Origin of the sequence: Nocardia sp. NPDC050697, from assembly GCF_040654395.1 — a bacterium.
Classification (GTDB): domain Bacteria; phylum Actinomycetota; class Actinomycetes; order Mycobacteriales; family Mycobacteriaceae; genus Nocardia.
Window position 1 is genome coordinate 550,218 of the sequence record NZ_JBFAHY010000001.1, and the last position, 16,813, is coordinate 567,030.

The 16,813-nt window shown below is 71.4% G+C and carries 17 protein-coding genes; 4 read left to right on the top strand and 13 right to left on the bottom strand.

Annotation, left to right across the window (positions count from 1 at the left end; all coding sequences use genetic code 11):
• Position 1 precedes the first annotated feature (1 nt).
• Positions 2–811 (bottom strand): spirocyclase AveC family protein, encoded by an 810-nt coding sequence (locus AB0H71_RS02735; protein ID WP_357016111.1) that lies wholly within the window; start codon positions 809–811, stop codon positions 2–4.
• Positions 812–878: 67 nt separating this feature from the next.
• On the opposite strand from AB0H71_RS02735, the gene AB0H71_RS02740 reads away from it, so the two are divergent.
• Both AB0H71_RS02740 and AB0H71_RS02745 read left to right on the top strand, forming a co-directional pair.
• Positions 879–1,553 (top strand): MarR family transcriptional regulator, encoded by a 675-nt coding sequence (locus AB0H71_RS02740; RefSeq protein WP_357014210.1) that lies wholly within the window; start codon positions 879–881, stop codon positions 1,551–1,553.
• Positions 1,554–1,641: 88 nt separating this feature from the next.
• The gene (locus tag AB0H71_RS02745) at positions 1,642–1,821 is read left to right on the top strand and encodes a hypothetical protein (RefSeq protein WP_357016237.1); all 180 of its coding nucleotides are present in this window, start codon (positions 1,642–1,644) and stop codon (positions 1,819–1,821) included.
• A gap of 69 nt (positions 1,822–1,890) precedes the next feature.
• Here AB0H71_RS02745 and AB0H71_RS02750 read toward each other — a convergent pair whose 3' ends face one another.
• Genes AB0H71_RS02750 through AB0H71_RS02760 form a run of 3 tightly spaced genes read right to left on the bottom strand, consistent with a single transcriptional unit; the run spans position 1,891 to position 5,659 of the window.
• Positions 1,891–3,765: a serine/threonine-protein kinase gene (locus AB0H71_RS02750; RefSeq protein ID WP_357014212.1), complete on the bottom strand. Its 1,875-nt coding sequence runs from the start codon at positions 3,763–3,765 to the stop codon at positions 1,891–1,893.
• Between the two features lie 14 nt (positions 3,766–3,779).
• Positions 3,780–4,613 carry a hypothetical protein gene (locus AB0H71_RS02755; protein WP_357014214.1) on the bottom strand — a complete coding sequence of 278 codons (834 nt, stop codon included), beginning with the start codon at positions 4,611–4,613 and terminating at the stop codon, positions 3,780–3,782.
• Positions 4,610–5,659 (bottom strand): hypothetical protein, encoded by a 1,050-nt coding sequence (locus AB0H71_RS02760; RefSeq protein ID WP_357014216.1) that lies wholly within the window; start codon positions 5,657–5,659, stop codon positions 4,610–4,612. The genes AB0H71_RS02755 and AB0H71_RS02760 overlap by 4 nt, the downstream gene beginning before the upstream one ends.
• Positions 5,660–5,981: 322 nt before the next feature.
• Here AB0H71_RS02760 and AB0H71_RS02765 point away from each other — a divergent pair, with 322 nt between their 5' ends.
• The gene (locus AB0H71_RS02765) at positions 5,982–6,497 is read left to right on the top strand and encodes a DinB family protein (protein WP_357014218.1); all 516 of its coding nucleotides are present in this window, start codon (positions 5,982–5,984) and stop codon (positions 6,495–6,497) included.
• Here the strand turns inward: AB0H71_RS02765 and AB0H71_RS02770 are convergent.
• The 7 genes from AB0H71_RS02770 to AB0H71_RS02800 all read right to left on the bottom strand — a co-directional run bounded on the left by AB0H71_RS02770 (position 6,455) and on the right by AB0H71_RS02800 (position 13,716).
• Positions 6,455–7,240 (bottom strand): carbonic anhydrase family protein, encoded by a 786-nt coding sequence (locus AB0H71_RS02770; protein ID WP_357014220.1) that lies wholly within the window; start codon positions 7,238–7,240, stop codon positions 6,455–6,457. The genes AB0H71_RS02765 and AB0H71_RS02770 overlap by 43 nt on opposite strands.
• Before the next feature lie 146 nt (positions 7,241–7,386).
• On the bottom strand, positions 7,387–8,028 hold the full coding sequence (locus AB0H71_RS02775) for a TetR/AcrR family transcriptional regulator (RefSeq protein WP_357014222.1): 642 nt from the start codon (positions 8,026–8,028) through the stop codon (positions 7,387–7,389).
• 81 nt (positions 8,029–8,109) lie between these two features.
• On the bottom strand, positions 8,110–8,832 hold the full coding sequence (locus tag AB0H71_RS02780; RefSeq protein ID WP_357014223.1) for an ATP-binding cassette domain-containing protein: 723 nt from the start codon (positions 8,830–8,832) through the stop codon (positions 8,110–8,112).
• Complete coding sequence (locus tag AB0H71_RS02785) at positions 8,829–9,593, bottom strand: ATP-binding cassette domain-containing protein (RefSeq protein WP_357014225.1); 765 nt, start codon at positions 9,591–9,593, stop codon at positions 8,829–8,831. The genes AB0H71_RS02780 and AB0H71_RS02785 overlap by 4 nt, the downstream gene beginning before the upstream one ends.
• Positions 9,586–11,583, bottom strand: a complete 1,998-nt coding sequence (locus AB0H71_RS02790; RefSeq protein ID WP_357014227.1) for an ABC transporter permease — start codon at positions 11,581–11,583, stop codon at positions 9,586–9,588. The genes AB0H71_RS02785 and AB0H71_RS02790 overlap by 8 nt, the downstream gene beginning before the upstream one ends.
• Positions 11,584–11,669: 86 nt before the next feature.
• Positions 11,670–12,926: an ABC transporter substrate-binding protein gene (locus tag AB0H71_RS02795; RefSeq protein WP_357014228.1), complete on the bottom strand. Its 1,257-nt coding sequence runs from the start codon at positions 12,924–12,926 to the stop codon at positions 11,670–11,672.
• Positions 12,927–13,413: 487 nt separating this feature from the next.
• Positions 13,414–13,716: a hypothetical protein gene (locus AB0H71_RS02800; protein ID WP_357014230.1), complete on the bottom strand. Its 303-nt coding sequence runs from the start codon at positions 13,714–13,716 to the stop codon at positions 13,414–13,416.
• 738 nt (positions 13,717–14,454) lie between these two features.
• Between AB0H71_RS02800 and AB0H71_RS02805 the strand changes: the two genes are divergently transcribed.
• On the top strand, positions 14,455–14,661 hold the full coding sequence (locus AB0H71_RS02805; protein WP_357016113.1) for a DUF397 domain-containing protein: 207 nt from the start codon (positions 14,455–14,457) through the stop codon (positions 14,659–14,661).
• Here AB0H71_RS02805 and AB0H71_RS02810 read toward each other — a convergent pair.
• Complete coding sequence (locus tag AB0H71_RS02810) at positions 14,615–15,760, bottom strand: damage-control phosphatase ARMT1 family protein (protein WP_357014232.1); 1,146 nt, start codon at positions 15,758–15,760, stop codon at positions 14,615–14,617. The genes AB0H71_RS02805 and AB0H71_RS02810 overlap by 47 nt on opposite strands.
• Before the next feature lie 247 nt (positions 15,761–16,007).
• On the bottom strand, positions 16,008–16,736 hold the full coding sequence (locus AB0H71_RS02815; protein WP_357014234.1) for a PIG-L deacetylase family protein: 729 nt from the start codon (positions 16,734–16,736) through the stop codon (positions 16,008–16,010).
• Positions 16,737–16,813: the final 77 nt, after the last annotated feature.

A 16,813-nucleotide genomic window follows, 5' to 3' on the forward strand; every position in this document is an offset into this window, starting at 1 on the left:
CTCAGTTTCCTCGCTCGTGGGGGACGATCGTCGGCAGCTCGACACCCTCGGGGATCACGACCTTGCCGTCGGAGTCGATGTAGACGGTGTCGCGGCCGGGGATGGGCATATCCGGGTGCGGGCAGGGCCTGTCGGTGCCGTCACCGCAGACACCCATGTCGAAGTAGGAGCGCTTCTGGATGTCCTCGGGCCAGGGGTCGGCGTTCATGGCGAACCACTGCGCGGGCAGGTTGTAGGCGACGAAGAAGAACATGCTGCACGCCGCGAAGATGGCCAGGAACCGGGTGCCCTGCTGCCGGGCGAAGCCGCCGCCGGTGCGCTCCAGCCCGCGCTCGACGAAGGTGCGGCCGCGGTCGTCGGTGAAGTAGCGCAGCGCGCACAGCCCCGCCTGCACCCCGCCCCACATGAGCCCCTCGTAGATGGGCCACTGGTAGTAGGTGCCCGCGTTGATCGAGAGCGACTGGATGGCGCCGGGGTAGGTGAACAGCCCCATCGGCATGAGGAAGAGCCCCTCGATGACGAGGTCGAAGAAGAAGGTCCAGACGATCAGGATGCCGATCAGCCCGTAGTTGTTGATGTTCGGCCACTTCTTCTTGGCCTGCCGCATGACGAAGCAGCCCAGGATGGTGCAGAGCAGCACGCCGTAGGAGTAGCCCGCGGCGTTCATCAGCAGCGGCTCGGCCATCATGGCGCCCGGTTCGGCGTAGGAGCGCCAGCCCGGGATCTCCGCGACCCAGGAGCCGCGGTTGAACATCCAGGTGTTGTAACACGCCCTCGGCGCCGCGTTCGACTGGGCCGGGGAAATCTTCAGCGTGCGTGTGCGGGGTCGCCCGGGGGGACGGGTCGGTGGCGATGCTGCCGCCGAGGCCGCGGCGGTCGTGGACCAGGACGGTGTAGTGCTCGGCCAGCTTCTCGGCGAGCCCCGCCGCGCGGGCGATGGTGCCGTCGCCGCCCTGGAGCAGCAGGAGCAGCGGGCCGGAGCCGCGAAGTTCGTAGGACAGTTCGGCGCCCGGCACACACAGGCGGGATCTTTCAGCGGTGGTCATGGCTCCGACGGTAATCCATCCAAATGGATACATCAAGATGGATGTATTGTGGATGGGGTGAACGGAGTGGAGCTCCTCCTGCTGGGGCGCGCGTTGATGAAGATCGGCGAGGAGGCGATCCCGGCCGACGGTTTACCGGAGTACTCGACCGGTGCTCGTGCGGTGCTCGTCGTCGCGGCCGAGATCGCGGCGGCCGAGACCAGCACCGTCGGGGAGATCGCCGCCCGGACGGGGCTGCCGCAGAGCGCGGTGTCGCGCTGTGTCGCCAGGCTTCTCGACGCCGGCTCGGTGGTCAGCGAACCGGATCCCGGCGACCGCCGCCGCAGCCTGTTGCGGCAGGCGCCGCAGACCTCGGAGCGAGTCGCGGCGGTGCGCGCCGGGACCATCGACGCGGCCCTGGCCACTGCCATCGGGACCGACGATCCGGCGCTGCTCGCCGAGGTGCGGGCGCAGCTCGAGCAGCTGGCCGCGCTGCTCGTACCGGATATGACGAGCCGGAACGCGTGAACCAGAGGCGGCACCACTTCGTATCCGAGGTGTGCAACCACCCGAGGTATCACCCCGAAAAGCCGCTGTCGCAACGTCATCGAGGCGGGTGCTGGTCGTCAACGCCACCCTCGGCGCGCCGACCCGGATGGTGCCGCGCCGCATCCTGCTGGAACGCCTGCTCGACGGCTTCCCGCAGGACCGGATCCGCTGCGCCGCCCCTGCGGTCGAAACAGCGCCTGCGATGGTTGCTTCCGAGGTTGCGGCAGAGCCGCGCCGACTGGGATAGGGATCCCGCGTGCCGGTGCTGGACGGCGCCGCGGATCGTCTCACCGGAGGGGCGGTCGGTCGAGTCCGGTCACGGCCGCACGAGCGCCACCACCCGGCGGCTGCCGCGAAGGGAGCGGTACCGCTTCCCCATCCGTCGCGCACCGGCGGCCGCCGCCACCCCCGCACCCGCCGCGATCAGCGCGGAGAGAGCGAGCGCGGGCACCGTCGGCTGAATGCCGAGCAGCACCCACGCGGCGCCCGCGACCGCTACGGCGGTAGCCGCCGCGCTGACAACCAGCCCGGCGGAGTTCGCGAGTGCACCCCGTCCGCGTCGCAGCGCCCGGAAATTGGATTCCAGGTAGGCGAGTGCCAGCAGGGCGAGCAGCGCGACGCCGACCGCGACGGCGGTGGTGAACGCCGACTGCGTGGTGCGGTATTCGACGCGCTGGGTGCCGATCTCCACCCCGTCGCGCAGCAGAGTCAGCTCTCCCGTGCCGGTTCCGGCCACGACGTAGGGGTTGACGGGCGCGGGAACCGAGGTCGGATTCCCGGGTTCGATCGGAGTGGTCTCGTCACCGATCCGCGCCCCGAGCACGACGATCGACAGCCGGGCGGCGTCGGCGTCCACGCCCTCCACCCGCAGCGGGACCGGCGCGGACATATCGAGGGCGAGCGGCCCGGCAGCGACGGGGTCGGCGTCCGCGAGGGTGACGGTTCCCGGCGCGAGATTCCCGCCCGGCTCCGGCCCGCCGAATCCGGTCAGGGCGATGGCGCACGCGCCGACGGCCAGGACCGCGGCGACCGCGAACGGCACCCGCGGCGACGCGAACCTCACCACCTCGCGGACCGGCACCAGATCGGCCTGCTCGAGGTCGATCAGCCGGACGCCGCGGGCCTGCACCTCGCCCTGCGGCCGTATCCGCGCGGGAAGGGGGCCGGGGCCGGGCCGGGTGGCCTGACGGGTCGGAGGCGGGTGGCCACCCGTCCGGGGGACGGGCACGCGCACGGTCGGTGCGCTGGCCGCCCGCCCGATGACGCTCCGGGACCCACCGGTGGCCGCGGCGACAATCGTGTCCGCGCCGATCACGGGGATGCCGACGGGCGTCAGCCAATCACTGCCCCAGCAGTGGGCCGCGGGCTCGGCGAGCGCGATGCCGAACTCCTCGGCCGAGCCGAACCGCCGCTCCGGCTCGCTCGCCAGGCCGCGCATCACCACCGCCGCGATCGGCTCCGGGATGCGTGGCGCGGCCTGGGACAGCGGGATCGGCTGTTCGTAGGCGTGCGCGTAGAGCGCGGCGAGCTGGTTGGCGGCGGGCGGGAAGGGCAGCACCCCGGCGAGCAGCTGGTAGAGCATGGTCGCCAGCGAGTAGATATCGGTGGCGGGCGACAGCTCCTCGCCGCGCACCTGTTCCGGTGCGATATAGGACGGGGTGCCGATGATCTCGCCCGCCTTGGTCACCAGCGTCTCGTCACCGCCGACGATCTTGGCGATGCCGAAATCGGTCAGTTTGATCGCGCCGCCCGCGCCGAACATCAGGTTCGATGGCTTGACGTCGCGGTGCAGGACGCCGTGGCTGTGCGCGGCCTGCAGCCCGGCGGCGCAGGAGAGCGCGACCGCGACCGCCGTCGCGGCGTCGAAGCCGTGCGTGGCGAAGCGGTGGGCGACCGTGCCGCCGGGCAGGTACTCCATGATCAGCAGGCACAGGTGCTCGTGTTCGATGTAGTCGAAGACGCGCACCACGTGCGGGTGGTCGATCGCCGCCATGACGCGGGCCTCGGCGACGAAGCGTCTGCGCACCGTCGGATCGTGGGCGAACTGGGCCGGGATCTGCTTGATCGCCACCGCCCTGCCCAGCCGCCGCTGCACCCCCGAGAGCACCACTCCGCAGCCGCCGCGCCCCACCTCGGTGCCGAGGTCGTAGCCGGGCAGGGCCGCGCGCAGCCATCCGGTGTCGGCGGTCACCGTTTCTCGTTCGTTCACGCGATCGGCCCCCGCGACACGATGCGGACGGTGTCGGCGTTCTCGGCGATGTCGGTGGCGTCGAGTTCCGGCTCGTCGGGGTCGGAATCCGGTGTGGGGGAGAGGTACCCGAGCACGAAGGCGATCGCGGCCGCCGCGCCCGCGACGCCGAGCCACACCCCCGTGTCCGGTACCCACCAGCGCAGCACCGAGGCGGTGAAACCGAAGACCAGCCCGATGCCGACGCCGGGGGCGAGCAGCCGGACCCCGCGCTGCCAGCGATTGGCCGAGAGCCGGTGCCGGGCGATGCCGATCGCGGCGTCGAGCAGCGCCAGCGCGGTGAGCGCGGCGAGCGCGATCCCGAACAGGCCGTAGACCGAGCGGATCGAGCCGCGCACATCGGTCACCGTGCTCACGTGCGCGAGTTCCGCGCCGTCCGTGCCGGTGACGGTGAGCCGCCCGGCTATGAGTCCGGTGGCCTGGCCGTCCAGCCCCGCCAGATCGAGTTCATAGCGCAGGGTCTCGGATTTTCCCGGCGCGATCTTCAGCCCCACGGAGGTCGAGTAGGAGAAGAAGCGCAGCCCGAGTACCTCGCCGGTGAGGTCGACCCGGCGCACCTCGAGCTGCTGCGCGCCGCCGTTGCTGAGGGTGACGGCGATGTCGGCCGCGCTCTCCGGGGTCAGGCGGACCGGGTCGGCGCCGGTGCGACCGGCGATATCGCGGCCGTCGATGGTGGCGGTCAGCTCGAGGCCGTCCGCCTCGGCGTGCGCCGGTCCGGGGGAGAGCAGCGCCGCCGCACCGAGCAGGGCGGCGAGCACCGCTGTCGCGATTCGCCTCGGGGGGATGGTCATCGGCTTCTCCGGGTCGAACGGTGCGAGATGAGCCGGTGACCGTAGAACCAGCCACCGAGGAGCAGGAAGAACAGCAGGATCGCGACGGTCGACGCGCCGCCGTCGACGCTGCTGACCAGCACCACGTCCAGCTGGGCGGTCAGCGGGCGGCCGCACCACGTCTGCACGTCGTGCCGCCCGACCTCGATGGCGGCGAGCGTCAGCGGTGCGGTGAAGGAGCCGTCGGCCGCGGCGACGGTGGTGCCGACCGGGGTCGCGCCGATCTTCAGCTCGACCCGAGCGCCGGGTTCGCAACCGCGCCCGGAGGCCGTCACCTCTCCGCCGGGGGCGATCGCCGACGGGGTCAGTGCCATTTCGACCGAGCCGGGGGGTTTGCGGTCTTCGGATACCGGCGGCTGCCCGGTGTCCGGTGGGCCGATGTCGGAGCCCGGGTCGTGCTGCTCCGGGCTTCCCGATTGCGGGTTGCGCGTCCCCGGGTCCGAGGTGACCGGGTCGCCCGGTCCCGGATCCGGTTGCGTGTTCCCCGGATTCGAGGTGTCGTTTCCGGGTGGGCACTGCGGAACTCCCGGTTCGCACGGCACGGTCGTGTCCGGGTCGCGTGGGCAGGTCGGCGGTGGATTCGCTTCCGTGCACGACGGCGGGGTTCCGCAGGTCGACGGCGGATTGCTGGCGGTGCACGGGTCGGTCATGCACGCGGGAGCGTCGGGGTTGCGGAGGCACGGATCGGTGTACGGGCACGGGCCGACGCCGGTGCGGCATCCGGGGTAGGTACCGGGATCCTTCTCGGTCTCGTCCGTGGAGTCGCAGGTGGTAGCCGTGCAGTGCTCGTCCGGTACCGGAACCGCGGACGCCGACGGTAACGGTGCGCGGACGGTGACGGTGTCCGGCGGAAGCGCCGATCCGGTCGCCGCCATCATCGTCGACATCAGGAGTACCGCCAGCGCGACGACCCCGAATCGCGATAGCCGCCGCACGGTCTCCGAAAGTCCATCGTGACTGGGGCGGAACCGGTCTCCGCCTGCGCCCGTTCGTCCCGGAATCCGCATCGGCCCTCCCCGGTGATCACAGATCGATCAGTGTCATCGTAGAGCCCGCGCACCGAGACGGAGCGGTGAACAGCGAGCCCTCCACCCCCTTGATCGCGCCGTGACCCGCGCGCGCAGCGGTGATCCGATAACGAACTGGTAGATTCGCCATCGGTCCGCCGCACCCGTCCCCGGGTTGATCACCTCCAGCGGCCCGATTCAGGATCCCGGTCGCCGCCCGCGACCGCCCGGCCCCGGTTCTCCCGGTGAGCCGCTATCCGAACCACCACCAGATCGGTCCGTCTGGCGTGTGCGTCGGCGGGCCGAGAAAGGACTGCGTCCGATGACCACTCCCGAGCGCGAAGTACTCGAAAGCCTGCTCGACCAAGCGCGCGCCGACCTCGTGAGCACGGTGCGCGGGCTGTCCGAGACCGAGGCCAGACGCCGCCTCGTGCCCTCGCTGACGACCCCGCTCACCCTCGTCAAACACGCCACCTTCGCCGAGCGAATGTGGTTCCAGCGCACCCTCGGCCGCCTCGCCGACGCCGACTGCGACGGCCCGCTGTGGGCGCACGGGGGCTTCGAGGTGGGCGACCACGAGTCCGTGGCCGAGGTGATCGCGGAGTTCGACCGCGCGAGCGCCCGCGCCCGGGTCATCGCGGCGAGCTTCCCGCTGCACGAGGTCCGCGCGCATCCGCACACCGGCGCCCCGATCAGCCTCCGCTGGATGTATGTGTTCATGACCGGCGAGTTCGCCCGGCACGCGGGCCACGGGGACATCCTCCGGGAACAGCTCGAGTCGATGCGCGGACCAGGTCAGCCACCCGCGAGCACGACCGCCCTCCCATTGGCGGACTGAGCGGGCCGATTCGTGTGCGGGAAGCGCGCCAGATAGCGCTCCACCTCGTCCCCGGCCACCGGGACCGGGTGCCGGAGCACGGTCCAGGCCACCCCCTCGGTGCACGGCGGCGTGGTGAGCGAGCCCGTGTAGCGGAACTGCGCGAGATCGCCGGGGAGAAGGGCGCGCAGGTCGAGCGTTTCGATGGTGCGCGACCCACGGGCCGGAGGCAGCTCCCCGAGCACCGGCGAGAAGGCCGACGGCTGCTCGGCCACCTCCATGAGGACGCCGAGCACGGCGATCGCGCCGTCCTCGGCGACGTGGACCAGGTGCAGCTCCATAGCCGAACCGGCGCCCTCGACTGTGTGCTCGCTCGGCGCGTGGAAGTGGAACTGGGTCAGCGTGAATCGCCGCCCGTCGACGGTCACGTGATGGCCGGTACCGGAGGGAATGTTCGCCTGGATGGTGTGGCCGTTGTCGACGACCTCCACGGCGCGCACCGGGCCGTAGTCGATGTCGATGTGCTCGGCGGGCGTCACGCGCGTCGGATGGCCGAGGTCGATCGGGGACTGCCCGGCGCCGGTCCCGCACATGCTGTAGCGGCCGTCGAGCTGCGCCCAGTGCGCCGGTCCGTCCGCGTCGTAATCCCAGTGCGGGGGGCTGTTTTCGGCAGGCGAGCCGGTCGGCGCGCACCCCGGAACGATCAGCAGTGCGGCGGCGGCGAGCATCCGGCGGCGGGTGATCGGGGTGGCTGACCGAGACATCGGAGACTCCTCGCGGAACGGGCAGGCGAACCGCACACACCACGATCCGTGCCAACAGCGTTGCCGAGCAACATGATCGACTCAGGCTAACTCCGGCGCCGAATCTCCGACAGGGGGTAGTAGAGCGACCTGTATCACAGGCCGGTTCACCCCGGCTGCGCGGCGTCCAGGGCCCGCAACTGCGCGGGCTCGACCGCGCGCAAGACCGCCAGCGACGCGGTGACGGCGAGCTCACACGCCACATCGATATCCGACCCCCCGACGATCACCGCCCGATAGGCCACATCGAGGCTGATACCGAGCAGCAGGGCGGCGAGCGTCTCCGCACCCCCATCGATGGGCGTCCCCCGCTCGGCGTAATTGGCCCGCAACCGCTCCGCGATCCGCGGCTCGAGCGTCGCGGAGAGCCGCCGCACCGAATGGTTGTCGTCGTAGCGGTTGTCGAGCAGCACGCGGAAGCCACTGGGGTGGCGCCGCGCGTAGTCGAAGAGCGATTCGATCGAGTACGCGGCGCGCGGGCCGTACTGCATGGTCTCGCCGTGGTCGTAGATCTCGAACATCCAGGTGGTGAGCTTCTCGAGCTCGCGTTCGAGCACCGCGTCGACGAGCGCGTCGCGGGAGCCGAAGTGGGCGTAGAGCGTCACCCGGGAGGTATCGGCGCGCTGGGCGATGGTGTCCATGGTGGCGCGGTCGACGCCGACCTCGGCCATCACCGCGCACGCCGCGTCGAGCAGATGGGTGTCGGTGGGGCGGTTGCGGGTGCTGCGGCGGCGCCCGGACTCGGCCACGGTCCCCTCCCTCGCTGCGTCGATGACGTCCTCCGTTCCTGTCGTATCGGGTGCGCCCGCCACCCGATACGACAGGCGGTGTCAGCTCCCCGCGGCGTTCTCGAGGGTACCGAAGTACGCCGCCTCGACCCGGTCGCGGCGCCCCCGCAGCTCGGCGGCGGAGCCGGTGAGCGCGGCCCGGCCGTGGTGCAGCACCAGCGCCGAGTCGGCGATCGAGAGCGCCAGCTCGATGTGCTGCTCCACCAGGACGACGGCCATGTGCTGGTCGTCGGCGATCTCGCGCAGCCGGGGCAGCAGCTCCTCGACCGCGATGGGGGCGAGCCCGAGGCTGAGTTCGTCGATGAGCAGCACCTTCGGCGCGCACAGCAGCGCCTTGGCCAGGGCCAGCATCTGCTGTTCGCCGCCGGAGAGGGTGCCGCAGCCGCGGGAGCGCAGCGTGCGCAGCTTGGGGAAGTAGTCCAGCACGTCATCGAGGGACGGGCTGTTCTTGCGCCGCGCCAGCCGCAGGTTGTCCTCGACGGAGAGCCGGTGGAACACGCCGCGGCTGTCCGGAACGAGGATCACCCCGCGCCGGGCATTGCGCTCGACCCGCCGATCCAAAGGGGAACCCAGCGCCGTGATGGTTCCGGAGATGAGCGGCAGCGCGCCGACGGCGGCGAGCAGCGTGGTGGTCTTGCCCGCGCCGTTGGGGCCGAGCAGCGCGAGGATCTCGCCGGGGCGGGCCCGCAGGTCCAGGTCGCGGACGGCGGGCACGCCGCCGTAGCCGACGGTGACGCCCGCCAGCTCCAGTGCGGGACTGGTCATTCGGTCTCTCCTGCCGGTTGCGCGGTCCCCAGGTAGGCGGCGATCACGGTCGGGTCCTCGCGGATGACGGCCGGTTCGCCGCTGGCGATGACGACCCCGAAGTCGAGCACGTAGAGCCGCGCGCAGATGTCGAGCACCAGCTGCATGTCGTGGTCGATGAGCAGGACGCCGATGCCGGAGGCCGCCACCCGGCGCAGGTGCTGCCCGAATTCGACGCTCTCGTGGGTGTCGAGCCCGGCGGCGGGTTCATCGAGCAAAACCACCCGGGAGCCGCCGACGAGGGCGCGCGCGACCCCGACCAGTTTCTGCTGGCCGAGGGTGAGTTCGCCGGGGCGGCGGGCACCGGAACCCGGGACGCCCACCAGCTCCAGCGCCGCCTCGATGGTGTCGCGCGGCGGTGCGGAGCGGCCGAGGATATCGGTGAACAGCGACCGCACGCCGGTCCGCTGCAGCGCGACGGCGAGGTTCTGCTCCACGGTGAGGTCGCCGAAGAGCTCCCCGGCCTGCCAGGTGCGGGCGAGTCCGGCGCGGCGGCGGCGGTGCGGGCCGAGCCGGTCGAGCCGGGTCTCCTCCAGGGTGACCTCGCCGGTGGCCGCGGTGAATCCGGTGACGGCGTCGACGAAGGTGGTCTTGCCCGCGCCGTTGGGGCCGATGAGCCCGACGATCTCGCCGGCGCCGACGGTGAGGTCGATGCCGGAGTTGGCGACGACGCCGCCGTAGCGCACCGAGAGCTGCGCGGTGCGCAACAGGGTCTCAGACATGGGCCGCCGCCTTCTCTTCCGCCGCGGCGACCGGCGTGGGCGCCGATCGTCGCGCTGCCGCCGTCCGCAGGTGGTCCCGCACCTCGGCCATCGCCCCGGCCACCCCGACCGGGTTGAGCACCGCCATCAGTAGCAGCACGCCGGCGGCGATGAGTTCGTAGTACTCGCCCAGCTCGAGGGTCTGGTTGAGGAAGACGTAGCCGACCCCGAGCGGCCCGGCCGTGCCCGCGATGAACGCGCCGGAGACCGAGGTGATACCGCCGACGTAGGTCATGGCCAGCACGGTCAGCCCGATCATGACGGTGAAGGAGGCCGCCGAGAGCTGGCCGCGGCTGTACCCGATGAGGCAGCCGCCGATCCCGGCCAGAAAGGCCGAGACGGCGAAGCCGAGCAGCTTCGTGGAGGCCACGTCGATGCCGACCGAGGCGGCCGCGCGCTCGTTGGAGCGCACCGCGAGCAGCGCCCGCCCGGTGGCGCCGCCCATGATCCGCATGACCGCGAGCGTGCAGATCGCCACCACGACCAGCACCATCAGCGCGAACCGCAGGGTCACCAGGTCGGTGCCCTCGCGGACCCCGAGGTCGATGCCGAAGAGCGTGGGGTCGGCGATGAGGTTGCCCTGCGCCGGGGTGAGCGCGGGGTTGTTGAACACGAAGCTCTGGATCGCCAGCGCCGCGGCCAGCGTCACCACCGCCAGCTGCGCCCCGCGGATCCGCAGCGCGGGCACGCCCACCAGCACGCCGAGCGCGGTGGCGACCAGGGCCGCCGCGATCATGCCGAGCGGGAAGGGCACGCTCCAGCTGTCGGCCAGCTTCGACAGCGCGAATCCGGCGGCCCCCGCGAACGCCATACTCGCGAGCGAGATCTGCCCGAGGTAGCCGGTGAGCAGCACCAGCGAGAGCGCGATCAGCGACAGGATGGTCGAGGTGACCACGCCGAAACGCCAGGTGCCGGTGGTGAAGACGATCGCGGCGACCGCGAGCGCCACCACCAGCACCGTCGTGACCACCCGGATGCGCGGGATCCGCACCGCGGGCATCCGCACCGCGCCGAGGGAGCCGCGGGCCGGGATGCGCCCGCCGAGCAGGAACAGCGCGATGATCACGATGACGAACGGCACCGCGTCCCCGAGCCCCGCCTGCGCCCAGTTCGGGAAGACGTCCTTGGAATCGGCCCACAGGATGACCGCCTGGAAGGAGCCGAGCAGCAGCCCGGCCGCGCAGGCGGTGCCGAAGGAGGCCAGCCGCCCGACCAGCGCCGCGGCCAGCGCGGGGATCACGTAGAAGGTGTAGCTCGTCTCGTTCAGCCCGATGGTGTAGGCGGCGAGCACGCCGATCAGGCCGCAGGCGGCGCCGGTCATGCCCCAGACGACGGCGGCCAGCCGGTCCGGGGCGAAGCCGGTGAGGCGGGCGGCGAGCTCGTCCTCCGAGCCCGCGCGGGTCGCGATCCCGGCGGTGGTGAAGCGGAAGTAGGCGTAGAGCAGCGCCGCGACCGCGATCGCGGTACCGGCGAGGATCAGGTCCGAGACATTGACCAGCGCACCGGCGAGGTGCACGGTGTCGTCGGGCAAAATCGGTTTCGCGAACAGGTTCTCGGTGTCGAACCGCAGCCCCACTAGGGCCTGGATGAACAGCATCAACCCGACCGAGGCCACCACCTGGGCCAGCACCGGCGCCTGCCGCAGCGGCCGGAACACCAGCAGGTGCGCGAGCAGCGCCCAGACGGCGGCCGAGCCCACCCCGAGGACGGCGGCGAGCAGCATGCCCGTCGGCGCGTCCTCGCTACCGAGCGAAAGACTGCCGACGGGCAGGACCAAGGTGCCGTCGGTGCGCAGCGCGGCCACCACGTAGACCGCCCACAGCGCGAAGGCGCCCTGCGCGAAGTTGATGATCCCCGTCGCGGCGTGCACCGCCACCAGGGACGAGGCCAGGACCGCGTACACCGCGCCGGTCGACAGGCCGAGGAAGACGAACTGGAGGAACTGGGCCATGTGCTGCCGATCTTCTCTGAAGAGCCGAGTCGTGAAGGGCGGGCCGCCCGTTGCCGGACGACCCGCCCCCACGGCACCCGAATTCGCTACGCGGCGCCCGGGATCAGCGCCATGACCTGGGGATTCGGGGTGATGAAGCCACCGGTCACCGGGGCCTGCTTCTTGTCGGCGGTCACCTCGAACAGCAGCATCTCGCTGGTGCAGGTCGGGGTGCTCGGCTTCCCGCAGTTCAGCTTGGGCCCGAGGAAGCTCTGGTAGTCGGTGAGTCCCTTCAGTGCCGCCAGGATGGCCGGGCCGGTGAACTCCGCCGGAGCCTTCGCGGTGAGCGCCTGCGCGAAGTCGACCAGGGTGGCGAAGGTGCCGTAGGCGTAGAAGCCCGCGGTGCCACCGGCATTGTCGATGAACTTCTCCGCGGTCTTCAGGTTGGTCTTCGCCGGTTCGGGCGCGGAATCGGCGGCGGGCGCCAGCCACACCGGCGAGTACGACTGCGACCCGACGGCCTGGGCGCCGAGCAGCTCGACGTACTCCGTGCAGGCCGCGAGGAACACGGTGCCGCTGTAGTTCACCGACTTCAGCGCCTGCGCGAGCTTGTTGCAGGTGTTGTCGTTGGGGGCGGTCATGAGCCCGCCGGCGGCGGGGCTGCCGTCGGCGATGGTGGAGGCCAGCGCGGTGAAGTTCGGCGAGGCGGGCGGGTAGTAGGCGCTCTTGACGTCCATGCCGAGCTGCGCGGCGAGCGGCGCGAGCAGCTGGTCGAACACCTGGTGCGCCTGCGGCAGATCGGCGTTCACCAGCGTCAGCGAGTTCTTGCCCGCCTGCTTGAGCGACTGCAGGAAGCCGACCAGGAAGCCCGCCGGGTGCGGCCCGAAGAACACCCGGTTCTCGGCGGAGGCGGCGGTGGCGGTATTGAACGGGATCTGGCCGACCAGCGGGATGCCCGCCGAGGTCAGAATGGGCATGGCGGCCAGCGATTCGGCGTTGTAGCCGTCGATCGTGGCGACCACCCCGGCCTGCACGAACTGGTTCGCGCAGGAGATCGTCGACTCCGGCGAGGTGTTGTCGACCCCGCAGTCGACCACCTCGATCGGGCGGCCGTTGATCCCGCCGATCTGGTTGTTGATGTACTCGACCGCGGCGTTCTTGCCGGTCGTCACGCCGGGCTGGGTGGCCGGGCCCTTCGACGGATTGAACAGCCCGATCTTGATCGGCTCACCGCTCGCCTGGTTACCCGGCGCGATGGAGGTGCCTCCCGCGTCGGAACTGCTGTCGTCGCTACACGAGACGACGGAGAACACACACGCCACAGCCAATGCCGCCGCGGCGATTCGGCCGGTTCTGCTACCCATCTTGCAAGCCCTTCCAGGCCGGTCGGGCACGGCTGTATTGACGCCGGGCCATCCCGTCGAGCCACCGATTCGACGCCGCATCGCGCAGTCGGCGATTCCGGCGGCCCGGTCACTGATTGTGACCTGGGCCACCAAAAGCTAGCCCGGCCTTACAGGCGTGTCAAGCTTGATTTGTTCGGCCATAGGTGGGGGCGAGCTGGGGGTTTGCGGTTGCGATGGCGCGGGTCGGCGTGCCCTGACGCGGTTCGGGTGGCCGGTCGTCGGAGTGCGGCGTCGACAACTGCGTCCACCCGCCCGGCGCGGGCATCGGGGTGACAATGCCCTGTCCGTGCCTCGGACGGACGTCCGTGCGCCGGTAGGCTCCCACGCGGCGCTGACGGGTGCAGGGAAACCCCGGCCGCGCTGATCGGAATCACCGGTGGCCGCCGCGGCGAAACCCCGTATCGCTCACACGAAGCGGGATCCCCTTCCGTCGCGGCGGCGCCGGTCAGCAGAGCGTGGTCGGCTCCCCGCCACCGGCGAGCACCCGGGCGTCGGCGGTGACGAGGGCGCTGAACTCGATGCAGGTCTGTCCCGGGGCGAACACCTGCGGGGAGCGGTGCAGGCCGCCGGCGGTACCGGTGTGGGTGGTGGCGACGTCGGTGTAGGCGACCGCGGTGAACAGCTGAACCTGCGCGTAGCCCGCGGGGTAGGGGTTGACCAGGTCGATCCAGCGCGTCGCGCATGCCGGGGAGCGGCGCACCGTCACCTCCAGCCGGGTCGGGTCTCCCGCAGGATCCAGCAGGGGCACGGTCGCGGTGATGACCGATCCGCGCGCGCAGCCGCTTTCCCGTGGATCGGTGCCGTTCAGTTCGGGCCCTGCCTGCGCCGAGGGTGCCAGCGCGGCCACTACCGCGCACGCGAGCATTGCTACCGCCGAAATCCGCACTCCGCGCACTATTTTCCCGTCTGTCGGTGTTGCCCCGTGGCCGGGCGTGGTGTCAGGTTCACCCCGGCTCGCGCAGCGAAACCCGTTGCTCGGAAACATCCCTCGCGGTTCGGGAGCAGAGGAAACCGGAGGCCCGGATCCGCCCCGCGCGGACGCGCGGCGGACGTCCCCCTGTCCGATGGCGGCTCGACACGGCTCCCAGAGGAGCGCGGTGTGCTCTCGAGCTGTCGGACCGCGGTGTCGCTGACGCGCTAGTCGAAGATCGCCCCGGCCGCGTACTCGATCCGGATGTGCTTGTCCACGGCTACTCCCAGTCGTCGCGCCAACGCTCATCCACTGCCACCATGCCGTGCCCCTGCCCCTCGTGCTGTTCTTGTCAGGGAGCAGTGCAGCTGAAAAGGCTGCGGGGCAGCCGAAATGGGTCAACCGAGCGCGGCGGGGCCGGTCGGATTCGGACGCTGGACACCCATGCGCTGTGCCAGTTCTACAACGCGATGGACAAGCTGCCCAAGCTCCTCGAGCTCACGCGAGCTGCGGAGGCGAACGAGGGAGAGGGGTTGTGGTGGCACGAGCACGCCAGTGCCATCCGCGCCGAATTCGGTGGACCTATCCCATGCCGAGTGGTTCACGTCGAGCCACAGCACCGGCGGAAACGACTGCGTCGAGGTCGCGCGTCTGGCCGGCGGTCACGTCGGTGTCCGGGACTCCAAGAACACGTCCGGGCCCGCGCTGGTGTTCACCCCCGGTGAGTGGGACGCCTTCACCGCCGGCCTTCGCGGCGGTGAATTCGACCGGGTGCGGCGCTGATGAGGGCGTGAGTACCGCGGGTGCGCCAGCCGGGCTCGCGGGTGTCGAGAGCGGTCTCCTGCTCGGCGCTGAGCCCTACCACGACATCGGATTTCAAGGTCCGCAGCGCCACGACGGGTGCCGGGAACGGCTGAACGGTCTCGGCGAAGGGCGTGGTGGCGGGCCAGTCCAGGTCGCCGACCAGGCGCCGGTAGTTCAGGTCGCCCTTGAGCACGGTGACCTGCGCGCCCGCGAGTTCGGTGGCGAGATCGTCCGGCATTTCGGCGAACAGGAGCGGGGCGCAGAAGAACTCGTGGGTGTCGATGCTGAGCCGCGCGGTAGTGATGTGGTCTTCGAGGCGGCGGCCGAGGCTGGTGGCGGTGTCGCGCAGCAGGGCCAGGATGGCCAGGACGTCGGCCGTGGTGGCGTCGGAGACGTAGTAGGGGGCGGGTTTGACCCACAACCTGATCTCGGGGACGGTCCCGGCGGTCAGCAGGTGGTCGATGAGGATCAGGTCGGGCAGGAGTTCAGCGCCGGCGTTGTCGGCGATCACGTCCAGCCGGGGTGCGTCCTCCAGCATCGACCACAGCAGCGCGCTGTCGTCGATGAGCAGCGCATCGGAGGTTTCGCTCTCCGTGGCGGTGAGCTGGAAGCCGAGGTCGGCGCGGTTGCCCCAGAGGCAGGCCAGCAGCAGTCGATCGCGGTCGACGTCGCCGAGGCTGCCGAGCTGGCCGGTGACGGTGGCGCCGTGCAGTTCGGCGGTCTTGAACGGGGCGAAGGGGTCGATGCCCCGCCACGGGCCGGGGCGGTGGTAGCCGGTGGCCTCCAGCAGCCGCCGGTAGAAGAAGCTCTCCGCCCACAGGAACGGCGCGTCACCCCACGGTTTGCCGTAGTGCTCGGCGCCCCGGGCCAGCCAGCGCTCGCGGTCGGCGGTGTCCTCCGACAGCGGTTGCATCACGCCGGTGGTGCTTTCGGTGAGCAGCTCCTCCAGCGCGGCCCGCTGGGCGGGCGGGTACGGAAGGGCGCGCAGGACGCGCTCGATGAGCTTCGGGTGGCGTTCGTGGAAGACGGCGCGGGCGAAGGAGCCCGGGGTGCCGGCGAGGATGGGTCGCGGGGTCAATGTCAGCACCCTGTCCTTTCTCCGATCGGGATCACAGCCTCGCAGGGCGAGGCTACGCCCGGTGAGTTCGGGCCGGCAACGAGCCGCTGCCGAACCGGAAGGGCCGGGCTCCGTCGCCCTCAGCGCGCGGTCAGGACGGTGGTGGCGAGTGTGGGAGCGGTTCGGTAGTACGCGACCTCGCTCAGTCGAAGGCGTCCGGGCCGGCGCGGAACATGGGCGTCGAAGAACTCCGGGTCGCCGCGCGGGCTCATACGAAGACCACCTCGTCCAGGTCGAGCAGCCGGGCCAGGATGTGCGCGGGCAGCACCGCGCGGTCGGCGGGGTGCGCGGAAAGCGGTGCGATCTGGGAGGCGAACGCCGCCACGGCTCGACGTTTGCGCTCGGCCTGCCCGGGTGTAGCGGGCAGCCGCCGGGCGCGGGTCCAGTCGATGTCCGGGTCGCCGGGGTGCGACCAGTGCCAGAGCCAGATCGGGTACTCCAGCAGCGGCAGTCCGCGGGCGGCGGCCGCTGCGGCGCGGGCGGTGGCTTCGTGGTCGGGGTGGCCGTCGGCGTGGAAGGGGACGGCGACGGTCGCTCCCGCGGGCAGGTGCGGGGCGAGCAGTTCGGTCAGGCGGTCCTCGTGGTCGGTGACGGCGCCGTCGGGCAGGCCCAGGTGGACGATGTCGGTGACCCCGAGTACGGCTGCGGCCGCTGCGGATTCGCGGCGGCGGAGCTCGGCGAGCGCGGCCGGGGTGTGGGTCGGCGAGCCGGGGTGCGAGGCGTCACCGTCGGTGACGGCGATGATCGTGACCGGGACTCCGCGGCCGGTGAGCGCGGCGGTGAGCGCGCCGAGGCCGAGCACCTCGTCGTCGGGGTGCGGCGCGACCAGGACGAGGGCGTCGATCTCCGGTTCGGCCACCGGTAGCCCCGCGACCAGTGGTTGCCAAGTCACGGTGGGTGTTCCCGGTTCGGCGGGATCGAAGTGGCGGGCGGCCATGGCGGCACCTCCGGTGAGTCAGGACCGGGCCACGAGGGCCCCGAGGTCGGCGAGATCGTGCTCGGCGTGGTGGCTCT

What these genes read in the sequence shown, in the direction of transcription:
- AB0H71_RS02785 (WP_357014225.1), bottom strand. Translation starts at nt 9,593, where the DNA reads ATGTCTGAGACCCTGTTGCGCACCGCGCAGCTCTCGGTGCGCTACGGC.
- AB0H71_RS02815 (WP_357014234.1), bottom strand. Translation starts at nt 16,736, where the DNA reads ATGGCCGCCCGCCACTTCGATCCCGCCGAACCGGGAACACCCACCGTG.
- AB0H71_RS02795 (WP_357014228.1), bottom strand. Translation starts at nt 12,926, where the DNA reads ATGGGTAGCAGAACCGGCCGAATCGCCGCGGCGGCATTGGCTGTGGCG.
- AB0H71_RS02765 (WP_357014218.1), top strand. Translation starts at nt 5,982, where the DNA reads ATGACCACTCCCGAGCGCGAAGTACTCGAAAGCCTGCTCGACCAAGCG.
- AB0H71_RS02770 (WP_357014220.1), bottom strand. Translation starts at nt 7,240, where the DNA reads ATGTCTCGGTCAGCCACCCCGATCACCCGCCGCCGGATGCTCGCCGCC.
- AB0H71_RS02760 (WP_357014216.1), bottom strand. Translation starts at nt 5,659, where the DNA reads ATGCGGATTCCGGGACGAACGGGCGCAGGCGGAGACCGGTTCCGCCCC.
- AB0H71_RS02790 (WP_357014227.1), bottom strand. Translation starts at nt 11,583, where the DNA reads ATGGCCCAGTTCCTCCAGTTCGTCTTCCTCGGCCTGTCGACCGGCGCG.
- AB0H71_RS02780 (WP_357014223.1), bottom strand. Translation starts at nt 8,832, where the DNA reads ATGACCAGTCCCGCACTGGAGCTGGCGGGCGTCACCGTCGGCTACGGC.
- AB0H71_RS02755 (WP_357014214.1), bottom strand. Translation starts at nt 4,613, where the DNA reads ATGACCATCCCCCCGAGGCGAATCGCGACAGCGGTGCTCGCCGCCCTG.